Source organism: Bacillus sp. NTK034 (assembly GCF_017303275.1).
GTDB lineage: Bacteria > Bacillota > Bacilli > Bacillales > Cytobacillaceae > Cytobacillus.
In genome coordinates this window covers 430,578-455,908 of the sequence record NZ_JAFKOJ010000001.1, presented here as the reverse complement: position 1 = coordinate 455,908, position 25,331 = coordinate 430,578, and the positions used below count along the sequence as shown (strand labels likewise).

The window sequence follows — 25,331 nt, the reverse complement described above, 5'->3', positions numbered from 1 at the left end:
AACTGTCCTATTAATTTTTCATATCAAAGGGTTCTGGGGGAGAAGAAAAGGCATACCCTGTCAAGAGTATGCCTGGAATTTACAATTTGAATTTTGCAATCATCTCATTTAATTGTTCTGCCAATTCCGACAAGGACTGTGCATTGTCTGAGATTTCCTCCATTGAATGGTTAGTCTGAGCCATTGATGCACTCGTTTGTTCGATGCCTGCAGCAGATTCCTCAGATACTGCGGCAATACTGCCAATGGACTGGTTCATATGGGAGGAATTAATGGAGACCTGCTCAAGGCTGCGGGAAATGTCACTGACATTAGTTGACATTGAGTTAACTGCCTCATAAATATTCTGGAATGTTTGCCCCGTCAATTGAATTTGCTCAGTTCCCTTTTCAACTTGAACATAGCCTGTTTGAAGCGACGTGGCCACACTGTTTGACTCTGCTTGAATGCCCACGACAATTCTAGTGATATCTGAAACCGAGAATGATACCTGCTCAGCCAGTTTCCTCACCTCATCTGCCACAACTGCAAAACCTCTTCCATGCTCACCTGCTCTGGCTGCTTCAATGGCTGCATTTAATGCCAGCAGGTTAGTCTGGTCTGCAATTTCCTTTATTACCTTAACTAATCTGGATATTTGCTTTGTCTGATCATCGAGTCCATTTACCTTGTCCACTGATGACTTCATTATCTGGTTAATTAATCCCATTTGTTCCTGGGATTCCTTCATTAGCTTGTTTCCATTCTCAGTGAGCGATAGCACCTCTGTGGAAGCACTCTTTATTTCATTACCGCTGTATGAAGCTTCCTTCACTTTTTCCAGGTACTCGTCCATCATTAAAGATAAACGTGTTGCAGAGCCCGCCTGATCCTCAGCGCCTCCGGATAGTTCCTGCATCGTTGAAGCAACCTGCTGACTTGCTGCTTTCACTTCATTTGCAGCAATATTCAGTTCTCCGCTTCTTTCTGTCACATACCCAGAAACTGCATTAATTTCCTGAATCATGGTCTTCAGTTTTATTTTCATGGAATTCATGGCTCTGCTAAGCTGGGCTACTTCATCATCACCCTCATACTCCACCGAATCTGCATTGAGGTTTCCTCCTGCAATATCATTTGAGAATTGTACAATGGCAGTCAGCTTTTTAGAAATAATACGTCCTATAAAAAGGATACTTACGATTCCCAGGATAGCAGAAATGATGATTGAAATGCCAAGTACTATTAAAGTAAGGATAAGGCCAGATTTAGCAGAAGTCACAGCCTTTTGCTGATCCTCTTTTATCATGCTGCTGAGAGTATTTAATTTATCGACCGTTTCAGAAATGATATTATCGGCCTGCAATTTTCCCAGCCTATATTCTCTTGCATGCTGGAGTTTCACTTCTGGCTCAATGACATCATGAAATAAACTGGTGATTTTTTGATCATTTTCATCAATTTGTCTAAAAAGGGCTTTTAATTTTGAATCGCTCAGTTCTGGAGAAATTTCCTCTTTCAAATTATTAAAATCCTCTGTCAGCTCATCGAATGTTTTTAAATGTTTTGGGTTGGAGTCAATGATAAAGTTTCCAATCGTGCTCCCTTTATGATGAAAAGTGGCCGCTGATTCAGTAATCTTAATGGCCTTTTCCCCAGAATCCTTAACTATCTCCAGTTTTGAATTGGCAATTGTCAGCAAGAAGAAAGTAAGAACGGTGGAAACCGTGAATAGCCCAATGGTCACAAAAAGCGCAACCCCATATTTCTGGCCAAGCTTCAGGTTCTTCCACCATCTAGTGCTGGCCATTTTGTTTAAATACTTGGCTATGCTAAGCTTTATTGGCTTGGACGATTCTTTTCTTTCCTTCTTGCCCGGTATAAATTTTCTTACCCCTTTCAACATTGCTTCCCCCTTTGTGATTTAACCAGATGCGAACAATTGAACTAGTTTGTTTCTAATTCTTTTTTACTATTCTTTCAATTCATTATAATAGAACAAAAAAGACATTTGAAGATTATTTTTCCAATTTTTCATTTTAATACAGCCTTCCCTGCACATTTTCCATTTAAGAATCTTCTCTTTAAAACCCTGATTGTCTCACTAAATCGTCAGCTATGACATACTAATCGAACTACTCCCTTTTATCTGCGACAAAAATGAATTTTCACAATTGAGATTTGAAACAGATTTACAAGAAGCCATTCAAGCCATATAATATATGAGCTAACAAGCAAACATTCTTTGTATAACAGGAATTTATAGATAGTATGACAGAAATTTCGACGGTCAACCATTTTACTTTATCTGTAAATTAAACCTTCTATTTACACGAGAAAAGAAGTTTGCTTCATGTTAAAGTGGGTAAAGAAAGAAAGAGAATTTTTGGGGGTCTTTAATAGAGGAGGACTTATGAAACAACGTGACTTTTACTTCGACAACATGAAGTTCATCTTGATCTTCTTTGTCGTTTTTGGACATTTACTCCGCTCTTTTATTGAAGATAATGAAACAATCTATACTTTATATAAGGTAATCTACACGTTCCATATGCCAGCTTTTATACTGGTTTCCGGTTTTTTTGCAAAAGGCTTTTATAAAAAAGGGTATATAAAGAAAATTGCAAAAAAGCTCATACTGCCATATATTATTTTTCAGGTTATTTATTCGATTTTCTATTATTTTTTATATAATAAAGGCACATTTGAGTTGGATCCTTTTAACCCGCATTGGTCTTTATGGTTCCTGATCAGCATGTTCTTCTGGAATATCATGCTTCTATTCTTTGCAAAGTATAAACCTGTATATTCCCTGGCTGCTGCTTTTATCATTGGGCTTGCCGTCGGATATGCCGATTGGATTTCAAACTATTTAAGCTTATCCAGAACATTTGTGTTCTTTCCTTTATTCCTAATGGGGTATTATTTAAAGAAGGAGCATTTTTATGCGCTATTCCAGCCAAAGTTCAGAATTAGTGCATTAGCTATTTTTGCTGTAGTCTTTGCAGGCTTTTATCTCTATCCTGAAGTGGATTATAAATGGCTGCTTGGCTCAAAACCATATACTGAAATGGGGACAGCTTCGATTGGGGCAGTCTTTACGAGATTGGGCTTTTATGTCCTAAGTTTGATAATGGTATTTAGCTTCTTTGCTTTTGTGCCCCGTAAACAATATTTCTTTACTAATTTAGGAAAAAATACACTTTATGTCTATCTGCTCCACGGTTTCTTTGTACGAGTATTCAGGGAAAGTGATGTACAGGGCTTTTTTAACAAACCGGAAAACTTCCTGCTGCTTGCCGGAATATCGCTGCTGCTTACTTTGCTTCTCTCAAGCAAACTGATTACTTCATTTGCACAGCCAATTATAGAACTGAAAACGTCACAGCTAAAGAAGCTTAAAGATAGATCAAGGGCATATGCCAGATTTTATCGTAAAAAACTTACAAGTTAGAGCAGAAACCGGTCATGGATTACTGGCCGGTTTTTTACTTTAGTCATAACCATTGACCATTTTTGATTATTGGATTATAATAAGTAACTGTGTTATATTTTTTTGTCCCAGTAGCTCAGCTGGATAGAGCGACAGCCTCCTAAGCTGTAGGTCGTGAGTTCGAATCTCGCCTGGGACGCTACAAAAGAAAAGCGCAAAACCCTTTTATATGAAGGGTTTTGCTTTTTTTATTTTATTCAATTTGAGTAGTCATAAACCTTTGAATTCCAAGTTTGGGGTCGGTTTGGGGTCGGAACGAAATTTTTTCCTAATTAACTGCTCCAGGCCGCTTAATTTCTACAGTTATATTTGGCTTTATCTTTAGTGCAGAATACTTCTCACTTAATTCTCCATTGCTTAAATGAGAATATTTCCTTAAACTTTTTATTTTTCTTCCAATTCCTATGGGATCTGTTTCTAAGATTTTTAATTCCTCAAGAATTTTCTCGAATTCATTTTTAAGTTCTTCACCAATCAAGCGCTCTAATTTTCTTGTTGATTCTTTATCAATTATGGAAGCGGATGGCTGAGTTTCTAATATTGAAACTGAAATAGACGCGTTTAAGTTTACTATTTCATTATTAACTACCTCAATTTTCCCGTGATAATTGATAGGGTGTAAGGTAATTTTATACTTTTCATTTTCTGCATTCTCAGAGATAAGTACTCCAGTTTTCTCTAATTTATCAGAAGGTATCGTTAAGGTTAAATCCCCTAAGAAAGCATTTTTGTTAGTGAATAATTTTATGTAGAAGGTTTTGATTAAAGAAATAGAACCAACCATTTTATCATCCCTGAATAATGCTACTGCTTCTATAAAAGGTGCTTCACCTTTAATATTTTTTATAATAGGCAGCGTAGGATCAATGCCACTCTCATATAATGCGGAAACAAAGTCATGCAAGTTAGAGTTTATTAACATTTCTTTTTTCTCATGTTTGTCCAGTAACTGATACATATAGGAACCCATTTCAGGAAACTCTTCATATTCTTTACTATTTATCGTTTCCTCCGATTTGTCTGTGATCGCTAAGAATATGAGGGGATTTATGCTGGTGTCTCTTAGCATCGTATCAAGAAATGAAAATATCCCTTCCTCAGCCATTTTTTTATCAAATAAGATGGTTCTTAATTGTCCAGAGGAAATGTCATGACTTGTTTGCTGCTCCAGCCTTTGTCGAATTTCTTTACTGGTAGAACCCTCAGCAGAAATGGTAGTACTTGTCTTTCCCTGTGAACCGTCAAATTGCAAAAGACTTATTGTGCCTTTGTAAGTCTCATCATCCAGTAAGTCAAAACCAAGAATAGTTGAAATACCCTGCATCTCGATTATTTTGCTTGGAGGGACACATGAAGTACAGATAAGGGTACAAACAAAAATAAAGAATCTTAATTTCATTATTTCAACTCCCCTTATGAACGACCAACGATTTTTGATTTAATGGTAATGATGCCATATAAAACTACAGGGTATACAAACCATAAATAAAATCCAATTTGAGCAACTTTATCTATAAAATAATCATTATCAACTCTTTTGGTGATAAAAAAACTGCAGATAAAAATGATAATTGAAATTATCCATATTCCATATTTCTGCTTTATGCGAAAAATCTGTTTAACACCATTGGAAGATAAAAATAACGATATACACAAGTTAGGAAAAATTACGATTATCCATATTGAAACTACTAAAAATTCAAAGCGCTCAATAAACGGAAAACGCATAGTACTGATAATGCTGACAAATGGCCAGATATTTACCTCTAATTCTTTTGAGCTAAAAAACAATATAGAGAAAATGGTAATGATTAAAACAAGAAATGTTGTAAACCATATTGCCAGTTGACTATATAAGTGAACTTTATTTTTCTCCTTGAAAAATGGAAAAAGAAAAAGTAACGCCTCGAAGCCCAACATTGTATAGCTACTTTTGTAGACTCCATTCATAATTTCAGTCGGACTAGTCGATAAAATGGGTAATATTCTATCGAGATTTAAACTTTGAAGAGGTTGATACAATACGAATAACATCCATATGACAATAATAAAAGATAAAAAACAAATACCAGCAACAACTCTGAATCCGCCAGACACACCATAAATTGTTATCAAAACTAATGATAGAACACCGACCCATTCATAGAGACCTTCATAACCCCACGTAAGTGATAGTTCAACATAACTTATGGTGATTGAATAATGAACTGCCATAAAGTAAACGACAATTACGACATTAATGAGGCTGCCAAAAATACGTCCAAATAAATTTTCATGTATTTCAAATAGCGTACGATTTTCATTCTGTTTAAGTATGGATATCATTATCCAAGTTATAAAGCTAATAGCTATACCAGACAGTAAAACCGAAATCCAGGCATCTTTCTTAGATTCTAAATACACGATCCTTGGAGCTCCAAGGATACCCATACCAAATTGAGATGTGTGTATAATAAAAAAGGCCATAAAGGCATTGACAATGGCATTTGACTTCATTTTCCACCTCAAATTTCATGTGAATTTGAACTTTTTATTACCTCTCCCTTATTCGAATTGTATCTTTTGTGCGATTGACTACAGGGCGTTTGGTATAAAAATGGTGGGGGAGCCGAAATAGAAAGTATTTTAAATCCTCCTTTCTGAACGGATATAATGGCGCAAGATAGGGCTTATTTAAAGACGTAAGCTTTAACAAATGAACCATTAGTATACAAACACTAATCATAATCCCATTCAAACCCCATAAACCAGCCAAAATAATACATGGAAATCTTGCTATTCGAATCGCAGTACCCATTTCATAAATAGGAGCCAGAAAAGCCCCTAGTGCACTGAAGGCAACTATAATAATTAAAATATTACTTGTTAAACCTGCCTCAACTGTAGCTTGGCCTACAACAATTCCTCCAACAATCCCCATTGTTTGACCTACTTTAGAAGGGAGTCGTGCACCAGCTTCTCTAAGTAATTCAATTAATAATTCAAGTAAAAGAGCTTCTAATAAAGGTGGAAAAGGAACTTGTGAGCGCGATTGTCCTATTATAATCAACAATTTAGAAGGTATCAGTTCAAAATGATAGGTCATTGTAGCTACATAGAATGCAGTTAAAAATAAAGATACTATCATAGCAAAAATTCGAGTAAATCGTATAAATGTACTTAGCGACCATCTTAAATAGATATCTTCTGTTGATTCAAAGAACGAAAAAAAGTTAGCTGGCCCAATAATAGCTACTGGACTGCCATCCATAAATACACCAATTCTTCCGTTCAAAATCGAGTAAATAAATCGATCGGGTAATTCTGTTAATAGAAGCTGCGGAAAAAATGTATAGTGATCGTCTTCTAGGCATTGCGCTAAAACTGAACTGTCATTAATATTATCTGGTTTTATTTTTTCTAATCTTTCTTTAAGGTTATTTAGTGTTTCATCATTTGCTATATCTTTTATATATACGATTCTTACTTCCTTCTTAACACGTTCCCCAATTGTTAAGCTATCAGTACACAAATTATAATCATTAAGGTTTTGCCTGATAATCTTGATATTTGATGATAATGACTCTGTAAAGGATATCTTAGGTCCATATACTAATGATTCTGTTTCTGCCTTCTCAATTGATCTTTCAAGAGTATTATTGCAATTTACCATAAAACCTTTTTTCTCATTTAAGAAATAAATATAAGAAAATCCTTTTAAAAGAGATGAGATGAACTCATTCTTTTCGATTTCAGTTTTTATTTCCTCAATTGGTATGTTATTAACCAAATAAGTGTAATTTAAGTGTTTTTCTGGAATTGTTTGCATGTATTTAATAACATATTCATTTAGGACTTCCTGATTAATTAAATTCTTCATAAAAACGATTTGAATAGTTTGCCTTCCCAATTCCATTTTTCTACACATCAAATCTGGCGAGTCATTAAGCACGGTTCTTATTTCCTGATAATCTAGGAAGTCATTTTTGCTTTTCATTTGTGACCTACCCTTTAATCATTTCTTTTAGTTTTTGTTTCTGGGAAGAATTTATACGCAACATTGAAACTTGGGTTAAAACATTGATATTATTTGAAATTTTTCACAAATTAGACACAAGGACTTTTCTCCTATTAGCTGAATTGTTTAGCTGAAGGGAGGGATAAAATTGAAAACCAAAAATAACATTAATCCGCATTGCCATGTTTGTATGGAAGAATTTATGGTGGGTGTAGATGTAGTAATGGATGGTACCTTTAAAGGGATCATACATGCAGATTGTAATTATCTGCCGCCGGGTGAGATTGAAGATAGAGGGAAATTTGAGGCTGTTGTCAAGAGGAACCAAAAGTGGTTTAGCCAATTTAATCATGTTATAAGGCACTGAAATTAACGCCCCTCTCGATTGAGAAGGGCCTTTATATTTATACTTCTTTTGCTAATTCACTTCTATTTGGAGCAAGTGGCGGCTGTTCTAACCATTTATTCTTAACCATAAGATCAAACCATTTCTTTGTAACCATGAGATTTTTGAGAATTGTGGCTTCATAAGTAGTTACAAGGTCTGTTCGCATAGCCGAAGCTAGTCCTGCCCCATGGTAGTTTTGAGAAGCTTGATATAGGAATCCTATGTGATACAGCATTAGCTTATCGGAGAAAGGAGAATCCGTTGAAGTTGTCACTTCTGTTTCCCAAGATTTCGGAACGGGTAAATTATCTCCTTGCATGATCTTTGAAAATGTTTTTATTTGGGCATCAGCTGTTTTCTCTGAATCGGTTAAAAACTTCCTAACATCTTTCGATTGAGCAACTTGACTGAAAGCGATAGAAAGGGTTTTAGCCATAATGCTTTTTTTAAGATTTAATGAAATGCTAATGATTTCTGTAGAGGCTAATTTTCTGCCCTTTCCGAAATATCCATCAGTAAAATCTTGGCTTGTTACATATTCAAGGTTTTTAGCAGGATAAAACAAAGGATCTCTTTGGAAGTTTCCTTTCTCAAGCAATAACTCAATTGTTCGATGATACATTATTTTTGCATCGGTATCACAAGAATCATAAAAGTCCCTTAAGTCTTTTCTAACGGAAACACCTAATGCAGTGCTGTGTCCTAGCAATCCATGTAACGTCATGATATGTAAATAATTCAAGCAAAAAATATCAGTGAACAATCTTTGTTTGCCTTCATAGAGGTCAGATTCAGTAAATCCTATTGGTATTGGGAACCCCTCTTTCTCCAAAAAGGTTACGACTTGATTCTTCTGTTTTTCAAATGTATTAATAGCATCCTCAAAAATGTTTTTTATTGTTTCATCGTCAATAATAGTGACCATATATCGATTTACCACGTCTACCAATGTACCATTCACATATTCTCCCCATAGTGTACCTATCTCGGAAGATGTGAGTTTTAATTTATTCTCTTCCACAAAATCACCTCATGTATCAAATACTTATCCTATTTATTCCTTTTTTGAGTTTCATAAATGCACTTTACCATCTGCATGGTTTTAAGACCTAAAACTGTAATAATGATGGTATATATTGTTGTTAAAATTATCGCAGAATATCCTAAATATGTAATGTTGCCTGTTGTTTTAGAAAATCTCAATAGACTCACTTCCTTTGAATGAACTTGTATAATATTGTTCCCAATCTAAAAGCTTCAATGTATTATGAATTCCTTTTATCAAAATTTCCATTTGATTAAGAAGCCCCTCTCGATTGAGAAGGGCTTTATACATTACTTCACTCGAAGTACTTGTCCTACATAAATGGTGTAATTATCATCAAGGTTGTTCCAATCTTTAATTTGTTTCATAGTGCTTCCGTAAGTTCTGCTCAGTGAATAAACAGTATCACCAGACACAACAGTGTGATAAACTGCTGAGTTCTTCTTAGGAAGATTAAAGCTTCTTACAATTCCATTGACATGACCGCGGGCAAGATTTTCGATAAAAGTGGCTGATTTTAACTTAGCTGCATCATTAGCATTATCGATAAACCCATTTTCAGTTAATAGGGCAGGCATGTTCGTTTCCCTTAGAACATGGAAGTTTGCCTGCTTTTTTCCACGATCATTAAAGTCAGCCAGCTTAATTACTTCAGCATGGATATTATTTTGGTATGTTGTTGTTGGTGCCCCGACTCCTGGATAAACATAATCTTCATATCCTGTTCCTCCACCAGCGTTAATATGGACTGACAAAAAGAAATCAGCTCCCCATGCATTAGCAGCATTTGTACGCTCAGATAAAGATACTGTTTGGTCACCAGTTCGGCTCATGCGGATGGAAACATTATCATATTCAAGGGTTAAAATATCTTTTATACGTGTGGCGATTTGAAGTGTTAAATTCTTTTCCTGAAGACCATTTCCTACCGCACCTGGATCTGTGCCGCCGTGACCTGGATCAATAAAAAGTTTGACCATATTTAATCACCTCTAATAATATTTTTATTCACAAATCTATTAACTGCTTGTACTACTGCCCTCCTTCTCACATACCAATCACCCCCTCAAGAAATAAGAATAGCCACCCAAACTGGCAGCTTATTTTGGCCATTGATAGCGTTTAGCTTGTTGACTATCCTCGATTCCTTTCGTTGTAGGATCATTCAAGGCATTCCACACACTGACCACTATCAGCAATAAAACATATGGATTAGAAAAAGCTCCTACTAGCAAATTAAAAACAGAACCCCACGTAGTGAGGTCCTGTGCGGTTAAGCCATAGTATCCTAATATTGGTGCAAAAAAAGCTAGAAATAACTGTGCTAGAAATACAGGATTTTTAAAGCGAATCTTCCAGTTGATCATGTCATTGTCCCCCTCTTAAAACATTATAAAAAATAGCAATTGCTCCCCCAATGATTCCAGTACTGATTGCTGTGATAATGGCTGCTGTAATTGTTCTTTTTATCCATGTTGTATTTTCGTCAATTTTATTTAGCTTTTCATTTATTGAAATAATTTGTTGATCCTGTCGAGTTGTAATTTTTTCAAGATTGTTCACCCGATTCTCAATATTTCTAAGATCCCCTTTTATTTCTGCAATTTCTTTGTCGTATAAATTTTCATTAACCGGCTCCTTCAAGATAACCACCCTCCTTATAAGGATATCTTGTGCTTGTCCAGCTTCATGGACTTAAGTGGCTAAAATTTATATTCTTTTCCACATTGAGCACTCTATAAGGTAGTAAATGAAAACCTTCTGTATCAAGTAACGGCAACTATCTCCATTTTGCTTTAATAGTTCTTCTACAAAGTAATTTATTTCTCTACCCTTTAAACACTGTAAAGATAACTGCAATACCGCCGCTGATTATAGCAGTGAAAACGGACATAATAATGGCATTTGTAATTGTTCTTTTTAGCCATTTAGTATCTTCTTTAATTTCCTTTAGGTCACCTTGGATGTTCTGGATTATTTGGTCTTGTAAGAGTGTTTTATCCTGTAGCCGGCGAATATCACCTTTCATTTCTTCAATGTCTTTCTTTACAGATGTCTTCCATAAATCCATTGTTTCCGCCTCATATGTCACTTACAATACCTCCTTTGAAGGTAATAAAAAGAACCCTTAAATCTTAGGTTCTTTTATACCATCTGAAACCTTTAATTCAATTAGTTTATTTTCAAGTTCCTGGATTTTCTGCTGCAATTCTTTATTTTGAGAAACCAAATTATCATGTTGTGCCTTCAAGATGATATTTTCGTATTTTAGTTTTCCAAGTTCACTTTGAAAATAGGGGTCTATAGAAATTGTTTGTTTCTGTTCGCTCATTGAATATCCTTCCTTTCAAGTTTCAGTCTTAATTCTTCAATCTCAGCAAAAGCACCTAACAATTTTTCGTTGATTTCCTGAACAGCTTTCCAAAGCATAGAAGACATTTGATATAGATTGATTCCGTCAGGTATATCAGGTGTTTCCCCTTTTATAACAATATCTTCTGGGGCTTCATCGGCAATCATACCCATGAAAAGTTTAGAATCCTCATGACCTATCATGTTGTAAGTATAAATAGGAGTAACAAGTACTTTTTCCAATGCTGATTCTTCATAAGGATTAATGTTTCTTTTTAACCGCCTATCAGAAGCATCAGAAATAATGGCCTGCATAGTTCCATATGCGCTATCAGAGTTATTCCTTACCTGAATGGTGCTTGAAGATGAAAGCCATTTTAAAACAGCCCCGCTTGCCATTCTCATTCCATCATGACTGCCAAGGCCCATAAACTCAGCGCTCCCACCGTCAGAAGTACTGATAAAAACCCTGCCGATTTCGTTGGAAATGGTCAAATTGTTGTTATTTAAGCTTCCGAATCCAAACCAACCACTTCTCGATACATGAGTTCCTTTGAAAAACTCGATGTATACATGATTCTGAGATCCCCCCACCAATTGAAGCGCATCAGAACCGGAATCTATAACGGTTTTGTTATGGAGATAAATATATTTTTTGTTGCTTCCAATAAGTCTGAAGTGCATTCCGTCTTGAGCTGAAATCATAGCTTCTTTAATTGACAAATCATCATGTCCACGAATATCAAGCAAAAGCCCGGCTTCTGGATCCTGAGTGTCATGTGTACCGATTCCGACACGATCAGCATAGATGTATTGCGGGTATGCCGTTGTGAAAACAGGTGTTGACCCATCAAGCAACGGCATCATGTCGTATTCGTGCCCGTCAAAATCAGTAAAGCCTGATTGAATAACCCCGTTTGTCATACTTGTTCTTGCTGCGTTGTATTTGTATTCATAAGGAAGTTTGCTTAAATCATTTCCCGATCTTAATGTGCTCACAAGTGGCAGAGATACTTCAGAACTGATAAAACCGTTATATATAGAGGTTTCTATTCGTTGGTTATAATCTCCCGGCACAGGGTAACGGGATTGCATAAAAAGACCGTCATTTATAACAGCCCTTTGGCTTGGATCCCCTGAAACATCTGCGCAATATATTTGGGCAGTTGTTCCGATAAGGTTTATATTCCCTGAATTGATTGTTGGGGAATTAATTGAAATCCCGGCTTCAAGGGTTCCTGAAAATGACACATTTCCGTTTGCATCAACAATAAATTGGTCATTGATGTTCAAACCTTCCCAAGCTTTAAGGTTTTTTGCTTCAATATCACCTTGCACAATGAGATTGCCCCGGATCCTGATCCTTACATCTGTATCCCTTACATAAAGTTTTGTCGCTGATGTATTGCTGTAAAAATAGCACTCCCAATAAGTAGGTTTTTTTCCTGAATAAGCATTTTGAGGAATAACCCTTGAGAACCGCACCCTTGTAACAGTATTGGCAGGAACAGCCACAATGCTATGCAGGAAGAAGGTGTCTATATATGAAGTTCCATCTTCAAAGTAAACCCTTATTCCCATAGTCAAGGAAGGCGCTGTGCCTGAGTTTTGTGCATATAGCAAGAAATCAAAGGCAATTTCATCCCCATCCTCAGGAACAGGCCTGTTATATTGGGTTTCATCCGTATCTTCCATGAGATAAACCCAATCATTTAAAACGCTCCATTGGAACCACTTTTCCCCGTTAAGGGTAACAGGTCTCATATTACCATAAAGCCCTTCCTCAACAGTTGAAATGTTGGCCCCTAGCTGCGCCCTAACATCAATTCTTGCTGCGTTTAAAATGCCTGTGTCGATAACGTCAGCATTCACGCTGCCGATCTTGGCCCTGCCTATTGAAGCATCAGCCATTTTCGCCCCGTCAATATTGGCATTTAACGCAATGAGATCATTTGTTATCACTTGGGGAGTTATATCTCCTGCAACAATTCTTGCTGTTGTGGCTGTTTTTTGATCAGAAAACGGCCCGGCAGTTCCCGCCCTGTTCATCCCTCTAACCCTGATGTAATATTGCTGATTTGGCTCACCTTCATAAACAAATACGCTTGTCGTTGCCCTGGCCACAAGATTTGATATGTCAGGTGTGAAGTTAGGAACTGTTGAAACGTAAACTTCATACTCTTTTACATAGCTACTTAAATCGGCATCCCATTCAATAATGACTTTTGAAAAGGCTCCTGAAGCCGTTATATTTGGTTTTGCAGGGAGTATATCCGCAAAATCAGTATCATCAATAGGGCCAATTTCTCCGGGATTATCCCAAACCCCGGTTCTTCCATCGACCTTACTTTCAATGTTTTTCAGCCTTGAAGCAAGATCAGTAAACAAGGGAAGGAAGTTCCCAAGGATTATTTCAGTGTTTTCAGGATTTACTAAATCCTGTTTGATTTCTATAACTCTGGATTCAACCCTTAATTCAGGAGTGAATTCTTTATCAACGACAAAAACAGTATCGCCTAGTCTAACTTTTTCATGGGAAAGCCCGGCAACCTGCTCCAAGTCCAGAACGTTCATTTCATAAGTGATCCTTGGTGTATTTGTGCCTTGAAGGGCATCCCATGTTTTATCCAATAAAGCTTCTGAATCCGTTTCTTCTCCATCTTCAAAGATTCCGAACCTGTGTATTTTCTTCCCTGTGTCTGGATCAATGCGCCCAAATCGTTCAAGGGCTACCGGATCCCCAACCCACTTTTGGCCTAAAGGCTTATCAACAGGATCAAGGCCTGAACCATTCCAAACTACATCCGCAAAGTCAATGCGCCTTGTATATCCTCCTGCTTCTGTTTCCTCACCTTTTCCCCGCCCATAAAGTGCCGTTTTAAGGTTAGAAGTATCCACAGTTCTTTTAATGGAAACCAGATCTTTTGTGAATTCAAACCGCTTCCCAGTATCAGCTCCCCGCCTTGCAAGGAGATCCACAAAACGCCCTGTAATGGCTGAACCGTCAAAGTTTATGCGTTTCTTTAGTTCCCCGCCCCATGTACTGATTATCTTCTGAATTGAAGAAATGGCAGATTCATAGTAAAAATTTGTTGTTCTTAGGCCAAGATCCGCAACGGTTCCTTTTTTGAACCGGCTATTTGAAAGGGCATCATCCAGGGCACTGTCTGCTGTACCATTAACAGTTCGCAAGTCTTCTATTATGTCGTCATTCATTTCAAAGTAAGCATGTTCCGCATTAGCCCTTGTGACTATTTCAGTTCCATTATGTTCTTCCTCGATTTTGTAAATCTGGAATAACTGAAAATCTCCATCTTCGTCTTTGAATGCTACAAGATTGTTTTCTTTAACATGTGCAGCCGCTTCATGATCTGCGGGAACTGAAAACTCAAATGTATGATCTTTATTTAATTGTTCTGTGTGAACGGCATCAAAAAAAGGGCATTTCCCGCTGTTGTCGTTTTGCAAAACAGCAAGAAGCCCTTCTGATTGACCTTCCAGTATAAAAAGTTTGTTCATTTATAGCCACCTTCTTACATAAACAAGGCTTACTGTACTAACCCCGGCAGGCGTAACAGTTAAAGTTGTATCTCCTGGATTCAAAGAGAAAAAATCTGAATTAATATCAAGTGCAGTAATTAAGTTTGTTGTGCCGTTATAAGTAATTGTGCCAACTTGACAATCAATCACAACTTCATCGCCAGCCACAAAATTACGCACAATCCGTAGAAATTCATTATAATTCTTTTCAATCTTTAATTCAGTAGCTGTAGCCGAAAAATCGACAGTGATAATAGGAAATGATTCTGCCGTTCCTGTATTATTTATTGTTGCAAAGTCGTTTGAAATCGTTGATGAACTTTCTGTTATGGAATAAGCAAAAGGATCCGGGCAAAGGAATTCAATTTCTGCCATTCGCTTTGCAAAGATCCCTTCAAAATCTGTATTTTCGGTTACAACCGCATAATATTTCTTATCAGTTTCATCATCAAAAATCAGTTCTTGTGGTCCATTGTTGGGATTCAGCCATACAGCTAAATCCCTTATCTTATTTCTGTAATCAAATAGAGAAGCACCGAAAAGGTTTATTTCTACCGTTATTCTGCGCTCCATAAACCGATAACCAAAGTAATGAACCCCATTTTCAGAAGGCGCTTGAGCCGTTCGGCTTTCGATCTCCGGGAGTGTGTCACGACCTTGTATATTTGTAATCCTTATTCCTTTTGATGTTGAATGAAATCCGTTGAAGGAAAATCCCCAACTCATGGATTAACACCCCCTACACGCAAAGACCTGTTTTCTAAGCTTGCCAGTTTTTGAGAAATGCCCCTTGCATCATTTTCAGTCCGAACATTAGGCATAATAAGCTGAATGGTTTTATTGACCACTCCTGCTGCAGCACTTGAAGCAGTTTGTGCAGAATGAACTTTCTGATTGGAAATGTCTAACCTGGCATCTTGCAAAGGTTTCCTTGTTCCGATTGCAACAGTTTCTCCTACTTGAGTTGCTGCTTTCATCAGTTGTTTTGCCCTAGCTAAAAGCCCATCCTCTAAACCTTCCGTAAAGAATGAGCCTAATTCAATGGCTACCCTTGAAGGACTATGAATATCTAATGCGCTCTGGATCTTATTTGCAATGCTTTTCGCAATGCTTCTTGCAGTGTCCATCAGGCTTCCAAACATGCCCCACAATCCTCGAATAAGACCGCTTATGATGTTTCGCCCTATCCATTCAAGATCAACACCTTCAAGCCAATCTTGGGCCTGATTCCATATGTCCATGATCTTCTGTTTGACTTCATAAAGCTTTTCTTGAACCCCTTGTCTTAAAGCAACAAATTTTTCAACAGCAGTTCTGCGTATGGCTTCAGCTGTGTTTTGGACAATTCCCTTTGCTTCATTCCAAGTATTTTGTATTTTGGTTTTTAAGGAATTGTATATTTCATTTGTTTTGTCCTTTAACGCTTGCCATTTTCCAGAAACATAGCTCCTTATATTATCAGCTACATTATTTGCAGTGTTTTTCATGGCCAGCCAAGTATTGGAGAAAAATGTTTTTATTCCTTTCCACGTATTTTCTGTTACTGTTTTGGCAGCTTTCCAAGTTTTATCTATGAAATCAGATATGAACTTTAGAGATTGCTCAAATAAAATCTTGGTTAAACTCCACATATTAGAAAGGAAGTTTTTTACCTGGCCCCATTTTTCAGTCGTCCATTTGCTTATAGAATCCCAATTTTCATAGATTAAGAGTGCTAAAGCTACAACGATTCCCGAAATAATACCTACCGGGCCTGTGAGTGCAAGCATTGCTGTTCTGATTAACGGGAATATCGCCTTTACTTTAGATAACCATTGCCAGGCTGTTGTTAGTGGACCAATCATTGCCCCTAATACGGTTAAAAACGGGCCTATTGCAGCTGCTATTAGTCCGATTCCAACAGTTATTGCCTGCATAACAGGATCCATTTTTGCAAAGGCATCAGAAACAAATTGGATTGCTTGGGAGACATACGGGAGAACTGCCATGGCAAAGTCTAAAAGAACTTTCCCTAAAGGCTCTAGGGCAATCAAAGCTTCCCTTGTGAATTTCTTCCACTTGGTTCCAAAGGATTCTTCTGTTACCCGGTTCATTTCATCCATGGAACCTTTAACACCTTTTACCCCCCCATTAATATTGCCAAGGGCATACATGGCATCAGCTTCAAGATCTTCCCACTTAGTTCCGTACAAGCCAACCCCTATTTCATTAGCTTTAACCTGATCATCCATTCCTTTTAATTCCGCTATGACTGCATTGTGAACATCTTTAACCGTACCCTTACCTGCTAAGAAATTCTTCCATACCTTCTGTGTACTTTTGGACATTTGGCCCATAGCATCAGAAGTTGATTTGGATCCGTCTTTGATTTTGATTTGAAATTCCTTCATTGCATCATTAATGTAATCGAGGTTATACACTCCTGCTTTACTGCCTTGTTCTAACAGCTGAAAGTATTCAGATGCAGAAAAGCCCATTTCAGCAAACAAAGGCGCATATTCGCTGAGATTATCAAACATTTCATTAGAGAAGTTCAAGCCGTTCTGCGCCCCATGTGCCATGAGATCAAATGCTTCTTCAGCAGAAATCCCAAACCCTTTTATCAGGTTTCCTCCGGCCCTTGTAACCTCATTTACATCTGCATCAAAGGTTTGAGCCAAGTTCATGGCCGATTTTGTTACGGTTTCAAGTTCTTCTTGATCTAATCCCTTGATATTTTGCCGGGTTTGAATCAAGGCGTTTGAAACATCTTCAAGGCTTTCACCGAACCCCGCTGTATAAATGTTTTTGGCTGTTTGGGTTAGTCTTTCAGCCTCTCCTTTGGTAAGTCCCAAACTATTTCTTATTTTCGCTTGTGCATCACTAACGGAAGTTGCAGCAGCAATCCCAGCAGCTCCCATTGCAGTAAGAGGAACCGTTACGGCCTTGGACATGGTTTCCCCAATGGATCCCATTCTGTCAGCTACATCTTGTACCCGGTTTTCAATCTGCTGAAGCCCTGATTCCACGTTATTTGTGTTTATTTCTGTATTGATGACAATGCGCCCATCAATCGAAGCCATATTTTCACCTACCTTTTTTGTAGGATTTCTTTAACGCTTTACCTATCGCTGTTAAAGTTGCATCAGCTTCTTCAAGGGAAGGTGTTTCATTTTTGAGCATATAGATCCGCTTCAATTCAATAATCCTGTTCCGTTCTTCCTGGTTGTATTTAGTAGGTGCAGGAATTTTCTGCGCTCTAATTGCCAAAACCTCTTTAAATTTCGTATCATCAGATAAGCTATCTAATAATGCCAAGAACTTCTGCCAATGCAGTTTGCCTTGCATTTCAAAAAGATCAATCTTGTAATCTTGAAGGAACGAAGCATAAATAAAGGCAGCATCTTGTTCAAAATCAAAATAGCTTTTACCACCGTTTTCAGGTTTCTTAGGAAATAGAATTTCGTCAAAAAGAAAGCCTATAAATTGGCTTATCTCCAAAATAGAGAGTTCCAATTCATAGGCATTTTTCACAAGCATTTCAAATAGAATTTCAAGCTTTTCTATTTCATCAAACGTTTCATCAGATAGGAGCTCATAAACCCGTAGAACATTATCAAAGGCAAGATTAAGCTTGATTATTTGGCCTTGAAATTCTATTTCATCTATAAATCTTTCCGTAAGCTTCATAAGCTTTATTTTCCTGTGTAATAGGCTTTTTCTCTCTTTTTAAAGGCCTGCATTCTCTTTCCGACTACTTCCATCAGCTGCATGATTATATCAGCCATAACAAGCAATGATTTCCCGGTATCTGCATAGACCTTTTCAAAGGATCCTTCACCCAAAAGAAGTTCCACAACGCTAAACATAATTTCGTAATTCTCTTTTTCCGCTGCTTTTTGTTCTTTATCTGTCATTTTTGAATAATCCCTTTCGCTCATTTTCAGGGATTCTTTACGGAACTTTCTAAAGACCTTGTCATACTCCCTCAATTTCTCATCATTGAGATCCATCACATAAACTTTGTCTGCAATCTCGACTTCTTCATATGCTTTTTGAACATTAATTTTAATTGCCATATCATTTCCCCCTTCTTCTAATATTTTTTATATTTATGGTGCAGCTGGGGTATAGGTTGGCTTTCCATTGAAATGAATTTCAAAACTAAAGGTGCTTTTCTCATTGGCCGCACCTGAAGCACCTACAATATTTGCTACAGTACATGGACCTTCGTATGAATCCCCTTCTGGGTCTGTCCAACGGAATAAGGTTTTTCGTCCCTCACCCAGTTCTGTTTGCAGTCCGGCAATGAAATCCTGTGCTTCATCCCCATATTTCCTATGACCCTCAAAAGCAATGACCAGCTGTGCAGCCGTCACATCGGATGAGCCGAATCCATCACCATCTAAATATGGAGTTTGGTCAATTTCTTCATTCCATTGTGGATCAAATGTGTTGATTCCTGCTGCTACACGGGCCCAAACTTGAGTCATTTCATCAGTTGTCTGAGTTGTTTCAATCTCAAAGGTATGTGCTGAATTCAAAGTGAATCCTGCCATCAAAATACCCTCCTTTAATTCTTCGTTATAGTGGCGTTAAATAGCGCTGAATAGATAAAACTGCCCCGGCTGTCTTTTTCGACAAGCAAGGGCATTGTGTAAATCTCTGACTTGATAAATTGATAGGAACCATCAGTAGGAATAATTGTATTTGGGCCTAATTCATCAAGATAGACGGTTAATTCGTTTATAGTATCAATGGCTTGCACCTGGTTCTGGTGCTTCACCAATATTTGAAAGGCAATTACCCATTCCCTTGAACTGTCCAAATATCGCCCAATAGGTGATGAAGGCGTTCGCCTGATTGTAATTGCATTCAGATCTACTGGCAGAACATCAACAGTCAAGGAGTCGAACAAGGGGATTTTTAGTTCTATATGATTTGCCAAATCGTCAATGAAATCTGAAGGCATAAGGGAAATCCACCCCTTTCTTACAAGTGCCGATTTATGGCCTGTTGTGTCATGCGTACCCAATCACTAAGGAACCTGGCTTTTGCAGCTTCAAACCAAAGGCCCTGTGCATTTGGGTTTGCATCTTTGGAAAAGTTATATTGTGGGTTGTAATAAAGCTTTCTGGCATATGGCGTATCCCAAACAATCTTCCCTTTTCCGATTTGTGAAGCCCGAACCCCTGAACGTACAAGTTCCCCTGTTTCTTTGGGAATGAAATAGTTTGAACCCTTCAAAACTTCCTGATCCAACTGTTTCTGCCCGGCATCTACCGCTTCTTCAACCTGGCTTTGAATATTATCCATTTCCAAATGAACATTGAAGCTGATCATCTATATCAGCTCCACTTCATAATGATGAAGGGTTTCGGCATAAATAGGGTTGATACGCTGGACTTGCATCGTTACGCCCTGGAATGTCACCTTTGATTTTTCCTTGAATTCGAATATGCCTGATGAACTTGAATTCTTTTGGTCAAAGAACATTAGAGCTTTAACACTTTTGCTTTCTGTATCCCCTGCCCTGCTAAAACTTTTTTCAAAGTTGATCCTGATGTTTTTCAGGGTTACGGCAGGCAAATAGGATTCACCATACCGCCCATTTTCTTCGAACTGTTCATAAGTAGCTTCATGAATTAATAGATTCCGAGGAATAGGCCTGATTCTTAACATCTAACCCCAACTCCCATATACAGCAATCCCGTTGGCCTTAAATAGCTTAGGGCCATTTCAGAGACTTTCTTTACACTGGATCCTTCTGTATAACTAAAGCCGCCTATACTAACTGAAGAAGGGGAACCGCCATGAACTGACAATTTCCCACCTTCCGAATACATATATTCAATTTGGGCTGCAACAGCCTTTTTAACATTGGTTTGTACCAAAGTAGGTTCCTTGGATAAATCGACAACTAACAGCTTGTAACTAGTCACCATGTCAATAAGATCTGAAGCCCTGGATTCTAACTTGTTAAAGGTTTCAGCATCCATGGGAGTACCGTTGTACATATCATTATAAAAAGCCTGATCAATATAAGGCATGACTACTCAACCTTCTTACCTTCAGGCTTTTTAGCTTCCGTTTTCCCTGAGTTCTTCTTTTTAGGTTCATTAGATTCCTCAACCGTATAACCTTTATTCTTAAACCACTCCAGCAACCATTTATTATCGGTTTCAGCTTCTCCATTAACAAATTGAAGGGAAGCGCTATTCCCGTTGTAATTAGGATTAGGGCTTTTAATTTTAGCCATAAAAAAAGCTCCTTCCTTTATTGAACTTTAATATTACGGAGAACACCGGCTTTTCGGGTAGCTTTAAGGGCAACAGCAGCCACCATTTCTACCTCACCAGTTTTAACCGCTCCTGGAGAGTTGAAGTCAGGCAAGAAAGTACGAATCACTTTATTACCGGTAGGAGAAACTCCATGGAATCCATCCATTCCAAGAGAAACAGCATATAGATCTGTTAACCCTGTTTGCTCAGTACCAACCGTACGGTTTACGATCGGAACAACAGGAACCGTTGAAGTACCGTCATAGAAATATTCAAGATCAACCAGAGGAATTCCATCATAACCTGTTACGGTGCGTCCAAATCCATCCTCTGTCTTAGTCGCATAACCAGCCCGGCGGGCAACCGATTTGATTTTGGTGATTAACTTGCTGTTACCCATCAGCATGGTTGGCCGGCCATCTAATTCCGATAGAAAATTATCGATTTCATCTAGTAAAGCAAACTTCTTGCTTTCTAAGCCTGCTTCATCTGAGAGATCAATAACAGAATCGGTGTTTAATTCTGTATTAGAACCAGTAAGCGCCTTGTCTAACCCATCAAACGCTTTGGAATCGACAGCTGAATCTCCATTAATTACAGTGTAATGAAACAGATTGGCAGCCCCTTTAATTTTTTGCTGCATTTGGAAGTTCATTTCGTTGATTTGACCACTGGTATCCTGAATTACACGGTCAATTTTAAACGCTCCCCCAAAGATTTTAAGATTCACGTATTGATTCTCTCGGTCTGCTTCATTTGCTGTGTATTCGCTGTTAATCTCACGGAACCCAGCAGTTGAAGGAGTTTTTAAACGAGTGTAACCGTAAGTTAAAGTTGATCCACCTGTACCAGGTGAAACAGCATTATCGAATGTTAACCGATCTAAAAGGAAGGAAGCACGACGAAATTCATCGATAACCTGCTGGTCAATATGGTCTGCCATTCCTACCTTTGCTTGCTCTAAAGTAATTGGCATAAACAATCATCTCCTAATCTTAATTATTCGTTGTTGAAAACCTTTGATTTAATGCATCTAAAAGGGTGATAGGCTCACCCGCTGCAGTCGTTTGGTGCTGGCCATGAGAAAATGTTGGCTTACTTGGCTGCTGCTCTGTTTCAAATAAATAAGCATCGCTTTTCTGCAATGCTTTCAACTGATCTTCCAAGCCTAGGAGCTTATCTCCATCCAACTTGATAGATTCCTTATTTAATAGAGCCTCAACCGCCTTAGGATTTTTAGCTTTGACGCTAGTTAAAGCAGACTTTAGAGCAAAATCAAAAGCCTGCTGATCAAGCTTTTCCTGATATTCAGCTGCAGTCTTCTTATTTTCTTCTGTTAATTCATTAATCTTGGCTGTTAATTCCTCATGACCTTTAGCCTTTTCGCCAAGTTCAGCTAATTGGGTATCACGGTCTTTCAACTGCTTTTTCAGTTCCTTGGTATTTTCGTTCAATTCATTAAATTTTTCTTTAGGGATCCAATTGCCATCAGAAACAATAGCAATCTTTTTATCTCCTGTTTTTTCCATGACTTGCTTATAAAGTTCTTCTCCAAGCAATTCTTTTAAATCCATCTATTTAAATCTCCTTTTTAATGTTTTTTAGCGTGTCACACCTCACGCAAAAAGGTTCCGTTTCTTTATGGCGTCTAACCTTTAAAAAGACGCACTATTATTAATAAGGCTTTTCTCGCTCATATCGCCTTGTTCGGCCTGTATCATGGATAAATGCTCTCATGTTAGCTTGTCGCTGCCGTACTTTCTTTTTAGCAGCATCTATGGCTTCAGATTCACCCATGGCTTCAGCAACAGCTAATTGTCTTTTAGCTTTCCTGATTTCCCTTTCCAAGTGCCTCTGCCTCTGGCTTTCCTCATAGACCTTCCTGTTTTCTGGAGCTGGGTAAGGCTTATAGACACGCTTTGAAAAACCTTCAATATAGGGATAAAAAACATGCCGGCAATTGATCCCCATTAGTCCATCGGGTTCGCCATAGCTAGTAGATGAAAGAGGAGGGTATTTATTACTGCTCCCTGACCTTGAAAAAATCTTCCCCTGATACTTTGCGCATTTTGGCCTTGCTCCCATATGGGAACTGACTTCAACTAAATCTGCCCCGTATTCATCCATTCGAGCAAATTGCATTTCATTGGCAACACTGTTCGACATTGACCTGGTAACCATTGATACATAGGCTTCGGTAGACATCTTGGCCCCATCTTTTCGAATAAGAGCAGTAACTCCGTGTTCTGCCCACCTTGCTGCTGTCTCTGCCAGCGCTTGCCTTGGCGTCTTTGTGCCTGCCAAGACTTTTCCTGTTGTTTCATTCAAGATATTTAAATATATTTGCTGAGACTGATTTAACATGGTTGTATTGATCAGGTTGAAAGATTCCCTTGCTTGCCTTTGAAAAGACACTAATACCGCTTCAAGAACAGAGCTTTCTTTAGGTAAAGGAGGTTGCAGCAAGATTCCTTGAGCAACAGCTTCGATCAATTCTATTTCTGAATCAGTGACAGCTTCATAGCCAGCTTCTTCAAGCATAGCTGTTACTCTTTCTATCGAAAGTTCTGCGTATTTTGCTATAGTTATTATATTTTGCTGTGTTAATTTTCCTAATTGTCCAAGCTTCTCGGTTTGCCACCTTTCTACATCTTCTTCCAGCAGGCTTTTTCCTTGTTTCAGGATCTTGGCAATGTTTAAAAGGATTTCCTCCTCAATGGATAGAAAGACTTCGATAACAGGCATTGTTAATTGCTGCTGCCTTAGTGGTTCCATTAGGTGTCATCCTGTTCTTGTCTTTTATTGTTAATGCCAAAGAAATCAATTGCTTCAGCCGTTGCTGTTGCATTTTCTTCAGCAATTTCCTTTAGTAACTGCTCGGCTTCTTCTTCTGAAAAACCATGGATTTTCATAATCGCCTTTTTCTTAGAAGTCAGCTGATTGGTAACCAACTGAACTTGCTTTGCAATCTCTGCGTTTTGGTCTTCTGCTATTGAATCATCAAAAGCAACTGTGACTTCATATTCGCCTTCTGGCCGAGAAAATAACTGATATAGCTCAGCGACCTGAAGAATACATTCCACTAGTTCCTGAATACCAGCTTCAATAAGGTTTTCATGGCTTTGCTTGGTCCGGAAGGTCTTAGAGTTTTCAGAAACGACTTCTGTTGCTGTCTTGACCCCCTGGCCATCAAAAGTGAATGCACCGGAAGAGAAGCCTATTTGCATAGCCAAGACATTGAGCAAGGAATTGATCGCTGAAATATGTTCCTCGACCCGGAGTGTTGCTGAAATGTCTGCTATTTTATTGGCATCCATATCGCCAAGAGCCATCGCCTGGTAAACTTCATCTTCAGCATCAAAATAACGGTGCATTTGTCCAGTTAGTGGGTCAATAACTGTTTGAATAGCTGTATCCGGTACTAAAATGCGCTTTTTCCCAAGCTTAAATTCTCGTTGATAGGAGTCAAAAGCAATATCCAAGGAATGCAGCGTATCAAGTGCATTAGCGAAAATGGAAATTCCTAATGGGCTGGCTGTATCCAAGTTATTGGCTATGTTTGGCTTAAAGTAGACAAAACCCGGTCGCTTGTAATTGGATATCCTAATCTCCTCTTCAAGGTTCGGGAAAAATTGTTTCAGTGGAACCTTAACCCCTAATTCCTCGCCTGTATTATTTTCATAGACTTCATTTCGGATTAGATAGGTCTCCCCATCCCACAGGTGCCATTCCAGGTGAGTGTATTTCTTTCCTTTCTTGGAGAATTCATTTAGGAATACAGCCTCTCGAATGGTGTTATGGTCCCAGCTAATCGGGATAAAACAATCAGCTGTCAAATAGGAAAGCTTTAATTTCTCATCCTCCACATATGGCTTGATCACCATGCCACCCATTGCAAACTGGTATTCTAAGTAATCCTGGAATTTCTTAACGAAGTTATTATTCTTAAAGACATCATGAATGTTTTCGGACAATGTCTTGTCAGAGATATTTATCTCGCAACGCTCATTAAAAATTAAAGTGGCTAGCTCCTGAGAAACCACCTTAGGCATGTTCAAGGTAGCCATTCGACGTTTTTTCTGTCCGGCAATCGTTGTATATCGGATATCATGCCACTCGCTAAAATACCCTTTATAGAGAGCTCTCCAATTTCCTATATCTTTGTAGAAATCCTCATTAATCTGGATGTCCTTGTGATCAGCCAGCTTTTTAATGCCTTTAATCAATCCCATTCTGTACATCACCTGCCTTATGCGGGCCAGCATGTTTTTAAACAT

General features: G+C 38.1%; 27 protein-coding genes and 1 tRNA gene. 3 read left to right on the top strand and 25 right to left on the bottom strand.

Translation table 11 applies throughout. The features are described 5' to 3' along the window. Positions 1 to 79: 79 nt before the first annotated feature. The gene (locus tag JI665_RS02385) at positions 80 to 1,885 is read right to left on the bottom strand and encodes a methyl-accepting chemotaxis protein (protein ID WP_206835776.1); all 1,806 of its coding nucleotides are present in this window, start codon (positions 1,883 to 1,885) and stop codon (positions 80 to 82) included. Between the two features lie 507 nt (positions 1,886 to 2,392). On the opposite strand from JI665_RS02385, the gene JI665_RS02380 reads away from it, so the two are divergent. Then, positions 2,393 to 3,433, top strand: a complete 1,041-nt coding sequence (locus JI665_RS02380) for an acyltransferase family protein (RefSeq protein ID WP_206835772.1) — start codon at positions 2,393 to 2,395, stop codon at positions 3,431 to 3,433. 104 nt (positions 3,434 to 3,537) lie between these two features. Then, a tRNA-Arg gene (locus JI665_RS02375) sits at positions 3,538 to 3,611 on the top strand. Positions 3,612 to 3,740: 129 nt separating this feature from the next. Here the strand turns inward: JI665_RS02375 and JI665_RS02370 are convergent. The 3 genes from JI665_RS02370 to JI665_RS02360 are packed head-to-tail and all read right to left on the bottom strand — an operon-like array spanning position 3,741 to position 7,448. Next, positions 3,741 to 4,871: a Ger(x)C family spore germination protein gene (locus JI665_RS02370; RefSeq protein ID WP_071160344.1), complete on the bottom strand. Its 1,131-nt coding sequence runs from the start codon at positions 4,869 to 4,871 to the stop codon at positions 3,741 to 3,743. A 14-nt stretch (positions 4,872 to 4,885) separates the two neighbouring features. Next, positions 4,886 to 5,968 (bottom strand): GerAB/ArcD/ProY family transporter, encoded by a 1,083-nt coding sequence (locus JI665_RS02365; protein WP_163142893.1) that lies wholly within the window; start codon positions 5,966 to 5,968, stop codon positions 4,886 to 4,888. A 37-nt stretch (positions 5,969 to 6,005) separates the two neighbouring features. Further along, positions 6,006 to 7,448: a spore germination protein gene (locus tag JI665_RS02360; RefSeq protein ID WP_206835769.1), complete on the bottom strand. Its 1,443-nt coding sequence runs from the start codon at positions 7,446 to 7,448 to the stop codon at positions 6,006 to 6,008. 169 nt (positions 7,449 to 7,617) lie between these two features. Between JI665_RS02360 and JI665_RS02355 the strand changes: the two genes are divergently transcribed. Continuing rightward, complete coding sequence (locus JI665_RS02355; RefSeq protein ID WP_206835766.1) at positions 7,618 to 7,836, top strand: hypothetical protein; 219 nt, start codon at positions 7,618 to 7,620, stop codon at positions 7,834 to 7,836. A 37-nt stretch (positions 7,837 to 7,873) separates the two neighbouring features. Here the strand turns inward: JI665_RS02355 and JI665_RS02350 are convergent, their stop codons facing one another. The 21 genes from JI665_RS02350 to JI665_RS02250 all read right to left on the bottom strand — a co-directional run bounded on the left by JI665_RS02350 (position 7,874) and on the right by JI665_RS02250 (position 25,331). Then, positions 7,874 to 8,878 (bottom strand): DUF3231 family protein, encoded by a 1,005-nt coding sequence (locus JI665_RS02350; protein WP_206835763.1) that lies wholly within the window; start codon positions 8,876 to 8,878, stop codon positions 7,874 to 7,876. A gap of 314 nt (positions 8,879 to 9,192) precedes the next feature. Continuing rightward, positions 9,193 to 9,882 carry an N-acetylmuramoyl-L-alanine amidase gene (locus JI665_RS02345; protein WP_071160354.1) on the bottom strand — a complete coding sequence of 230 codons (690 nt, stop codon included), beginning with the start codon at positions 9,880 to 9,882 and terminating at the stop codon, positions 9,193 to 9,195. A 120-nt stretch (positions 9,883 to 10,002) separates the two neighbouring features. After that, positions 10,003 to 10,269: a phage holin gene (locus JI665_RS02340; RefSeq protein ID WP_071160356.1), complete on the bottom strand. Its 267-nt coding sequence runs from the start codon at positions 10,267 to 10,269 to the stop codon at positions 10,003 to 10,005. 1 nt (position 10,270) lies between these two features. Then, positions 10,271 to 10,546, bottom strand: coding sequence for a hemolysin XhlA family protein (locus JI665_RS02335; RefSeq protein ID WP_071160357.1), 276 nt, complete (start codon positions 10,544 to 10,546; stop codon positions 10,271 to 10,273). Between the two features lie 184 nt (positions 10,547 to 10,730). Then, a complete protein-coding gene (locus JI665_RS02330; protein ID WP_206835760.1) occupies positions 10,731 to 10,994 on the bottom strand; it encodes a hemolysin XhlA family protein in 264 nt (87 codons plus the stop codon). A gap of 36 nt (positions 10,995 to 11,030) precedes the next feature. Further along, positions 11,031 to 11,234 carry a hypothetical protein gene (locus JI665_RS02325; protein WP_071160361.1) on the bottom strand — a complete coding sequence of 68 codons (204 nt, stop codon included), beginning with the start codon at positions 11,232 to 11,234 and terminating at the stop codon, positions 11,031 to 11,033. Next, the gene (locus JI665_RS02320; RefSeq protein WP_206835756.1) at positions 11,231 to 14,773 is read right to left on the bottom strand and encodes a phage tail spike protein; all 3,543 of its coding nucleotides are present in this window, start codon (positions 14,771 to 14,773) and stop codon (positions 11,231 to 11,233) included. Before JI665_RS02320 ends, JI665_RS02325 begins: the two co-directional genes overlap by 4 nt. Then, positions 14,774 to 15,520: a distal tail protein Dit gene (locus JI665_RS02315; protein WP_206835753.1), complete on the bottom strand. Its 747-nt coding sequence runs from the start codon at positions 15,518 to 15,520 to the stop codon at positions 14,774 to 14,776. Then, entirely contained in the window at positions 15,517 to 17,856 is a 2,340-nt protein-coding gene (locus JI665_RS02310) for a phage tail tape measure protein (RefSeq protein ID WP_206835750.1), read from the bottom strand. The genes JI665_RS02315 and JI665_RS02310 overlap by 4 nt, the downstream gene beginning before the upstream one ends. A gap of 4 nt (positions 17,857 to 17,860) precedes the next feature. Beyond that, a complete protein-coding gene (locus JI665_RS02305) occupies positions 17,861 to 18,463 on the bottom strand; it encodes a Gp15 family bacteriophage protein (RefSeq protein ID WP_206835747.1) in 603 nt (200 codons plus the stop codon). Positions 18,464 to 18,468: 5 nt separating this feature from the next. Continuing rightward, a complete protein-coding gene (locus tag JI665_RS02300; protein WP_206835745.1) occupies positions 18,469 to 18,852 on the bottom strand; it encodes a hypothetical protein in 384 nt (127 codons plus the stop codon). A gap of 33 nt (positions 18,853 to 18,885) precedes the next feature. Next, entirely contained in the window at positions 18,886 to 19,332 is a 447-nt protein-coding gene (locus tag JI665_RS02295; RefSeq protein ID WP_206835741.1) for a phage tail tube protein, read from the bottom strand. Between the two features lie 14 nt (positions 19,333 to 19,346). Continuing rightward, on the bottom strand, positions 19,347 to 19,745 hold the full coding sequence (locus tag JI665_RS02290) for a phage tail terminator protein (RefSeq protein ID WP_206835739.1): 399 nt from the start codon (positions 19,743 to 19,745) through the stop codon (positions 19,347 to 19,349). Positions 19,746 to 19,765: 20 nt separating this feature from the next. Next, positions 19,766 to 20,116, bottom strand: a complete 351-nt coding sequence (locus JI665_RS02285; RefSeq protein WP_206835736.1) for a minor capsid protein — start codon at positions 20,114 to 20,116, stop codon at positions 19,766 to 19,768. Beyond that, positions 20,117 to 20,455, bottom strand: coding sequence for a putative minor capsid protein (locus tag JI665_RS02280; protein WP_206835733.1), 339 nt, complete (start codon positions 20,453 to 20,455; stop codon positions 20,117 to 20,119). It lies immediately after the preceding gene. Further along, positions 20,449 to 20,823, bottom strand: a complete 375-nt coding sequence (locus tag JI665_RS02275) for a hypothetical protein (protein WP_206835730.1) — start codon at positions 20,821 to 20,823, stop codon at positions 20,449 to 20,451. Before JI665_RS02275 ends, JI665_RS02280 begins: the two co-directional genes overlap by 7 nt. 2 nt (positions 20,824 to 20,825) lie before the next feature. Further along, positions 20,826 to 21,032 carry a hypothetical protein gene (locus JI665_RS02270; RefSeq protein ID WP_206835726.1) on the bottom strand — a complete coding sequence of 69 codons (207 nt, stop codon included), beginning with the start codon at positions 21,030 to 21,032 and terminating at the stop codon, positions 20,826 to 20,828. 17 nt (positions 21,033 to 21,049) lie between these two features. Beyond that, on the bottom strand, positions 21,050 to 22,030 hold the full coding sequence (locus tag JI665_RS02265; protein WP_206835722.1) for a major capsid protein: 981 nt from the start codon (positions 22,028 to 22,030) through the stop codon (positions 21,050 to 21,052). A 19-nt stretch (positions 22,031 to 22,049) separates the two neighbouring features. Beyond that, on the bottom strand, positions 22,050 to 22,628 hold the full coding sequence (locus JI665_RS02260) for a phage scaffolding protein (protein WP_206835720.1): 579 nt from the start codon (positions 22,626 to 22,628) through the stop codon (positions 22,050 to 22,052). Positions 22,629 to 22,728: 100 nt separating this feature from the next. Further along, positions 22,729 to 23,829, bottom strand: coding sequence for a phage minor capsid protein (locus JI665_RS02255; RefSeq protein ID WP_206835718.1), 1,101 nt, complete (start codon positions 23,827 to 23,829; stop codon positions 22,729 to 22,731). Continuing rightward, positions 23,829 to 25,331, bottom strand: a complete 1,503-nt coding sequence (locus JI665_RS02250) for a phage portal protein (RefSeq protein ID WP_206835716.1) — start codon at positions 25,329 to 25,331, stop codon at positions 23,829 to 23,831. The genes JI665_RS02255 and JI665_RS02250 overlap by 1 nt, the downstream gene beginning before the upstream one ends.

Excerpts from the sequence above, each read along its gene's own strand:
- JI665_RS02360 (WP_206835769.1), bottom strand. The coding sequence starts at position 7,448 with ATGAAAAGCAAAAATGACTTCCTAGATTATCAGGAAATAAGAACCGTG.
- JI665_RS02275 (WP_206835730.1), bottom strand. The coding sequence starts at position 20,823 with ATGCCTTATATTGATCAGGCTTTTTATAATGATATGTACAACGGTACT.
- JI665_RS02300 (WP_206835745.1), bottom strand. The coding sequence starts at position 18,852 with ATGGCAATTAAAATTAATGTTCAAAAAGCATATGAAGAAGTCGAGATT.
- JI665_RS02370 (WP_071160344.1), bottom strand. The coding sequence starts at position 4,871 with ATGAAATTAAGATTCTTTATTTTTGTTTGTACCCTTATCTGTACTTCA.
- JI665_RS02280 (WP_206835733.1), bottom strand. The coding sequence starts at position 20,455 with ATGTTAAGAATCAGGCCTATTCCTCGGAATCTATTAATTCATGAAGCT.
- JI665_RS02315 (WP_206835753.1), bottom strand. The coding sequence starts at position 15,520 with ATGAGTTGGGGATTTTCCTTCAACGGATTTCATTCAACATCAAAAGGA.
- JI665_RS02325 (WP_071160361.1), bottom strand. The coding sequence starts at position 11,234 with ATGAGCGAACAGAAACAAACAATTTCTATAGACCCCTATTTTCAAAGT.
- JI665_RS02365 (WP_163142893.1), bottom strand. The coding sequence starts at position 5,968 with ATGAAGTCAAATGCCATTGTCAATGCCTTTATGGCCTTTTTTATTATA.
- JI665_RS02385 (WP_206835776.1), bottom strand. The coding sequence starts at position 1,885 with ATGTTGAAAGGGGTAAGAAAATTTATACCGGGCAAGAAGGAAAGAAAA.
- JI665_RS02345 (WP_071160354.1), bottom strand. The coding sequence starts at position 9,882 with ATGGTCAAACTTTTTATTGATCCAGGTCACGGCGGCACAGATCCAGGT.
- JI665_RS02260 (WP_206835720.1), bottom strand. The coding sequence starts at position 22,628 with ATGGATTTAAAAGAATTGCTTGGAGAAGAACTTTATAAGCAAGTCATG.
- JI665_RS02265 (WP_206835722.1), bottom strand. The coding sequence starts at position 22,030 with ATGCCAATTACTTTAGAGCAAGCAAAGGTAGGAATGGCAGACCATATT.
- JI665_RS02270 (WP_206835726.1), bottom strand. The coding sequence starts at position 21,032 with ATGGCTAAAATTAAAAGCCCTAATCCTAATTACAACGGGAATAGCGCT.
- JI665_RS02305 (WP_206835747.1), bottom strand. The coding sequence starts at position 18,463 with ATGAAGCTTACGGAAAGATTTATAGATGAAATAGAATTTCAAGGCCAA.
- JI665_RS02290 (WP_206835739.1), bottom strand. The coding sequence starts at position 19,745 with ATGCCTTCAGATTTCATTGACGATTTGGCAAATCATATAGAACTAAAA.
- JI665_RS02310 (WP_206835750.1), bottom strand. The coding sequence starts at position 17,856 with ATGGCTTCGATTGATGGGCGCATTGTCATCAATACAGAAATAAACACA.
- JI665_RS02340 (WP_071160356.1), bottom strand. The coding sequence starts at position 10,269 with ATGATCAACTGGAAGATTCGCTTTAAAAATCCTGTATTTCTAGCACAG.
- JI665_RS02285 (WP_206835736.1), bottom strand. The coding sequence starts at position 20,116 with ATGATCAGCTTCAATGTTCATTTGGAAATGGATAATATTCAAAGCCAG.
- JI665_RS02295 (WP_206835741.1), bottom strand. The coding sequence starts at position 19,332 with ATGGCAGGATTCACTTTGAATTCAGCACATACCTTTGAGATTGAAACA.
- JI665_RS02320 (WP_206835756.1), bottom strand. The coding sequence starts at position 14,773 with ATGAACAAACTTTTTATACTGGAAGGTCAATCAGAAGGGCTTCTTGCT.
- JI665_RS02250 (WP_206835716.1), bottom strand. The coding sequence starts at position 25,331 with ATGTTTAAAAACATGCTGGCCCGCATAAGGCAGGTGATGTACAGAATG.
- JI665_RS02380 (WP_206835772.1), top strand. The coding sequence starts at position 2,393 with ATGAAACAACGTGACTTTTACTTCGACAACATGAAGTTCATCTTGATC.
- JI665_RS02255 (WP_206835718.1), bottom strand. The coding sequence starts at position 23,829 with ATGGAACCACTAAGGCAGCAGCAATTAACAATGCCTGTTATCGAAGTC.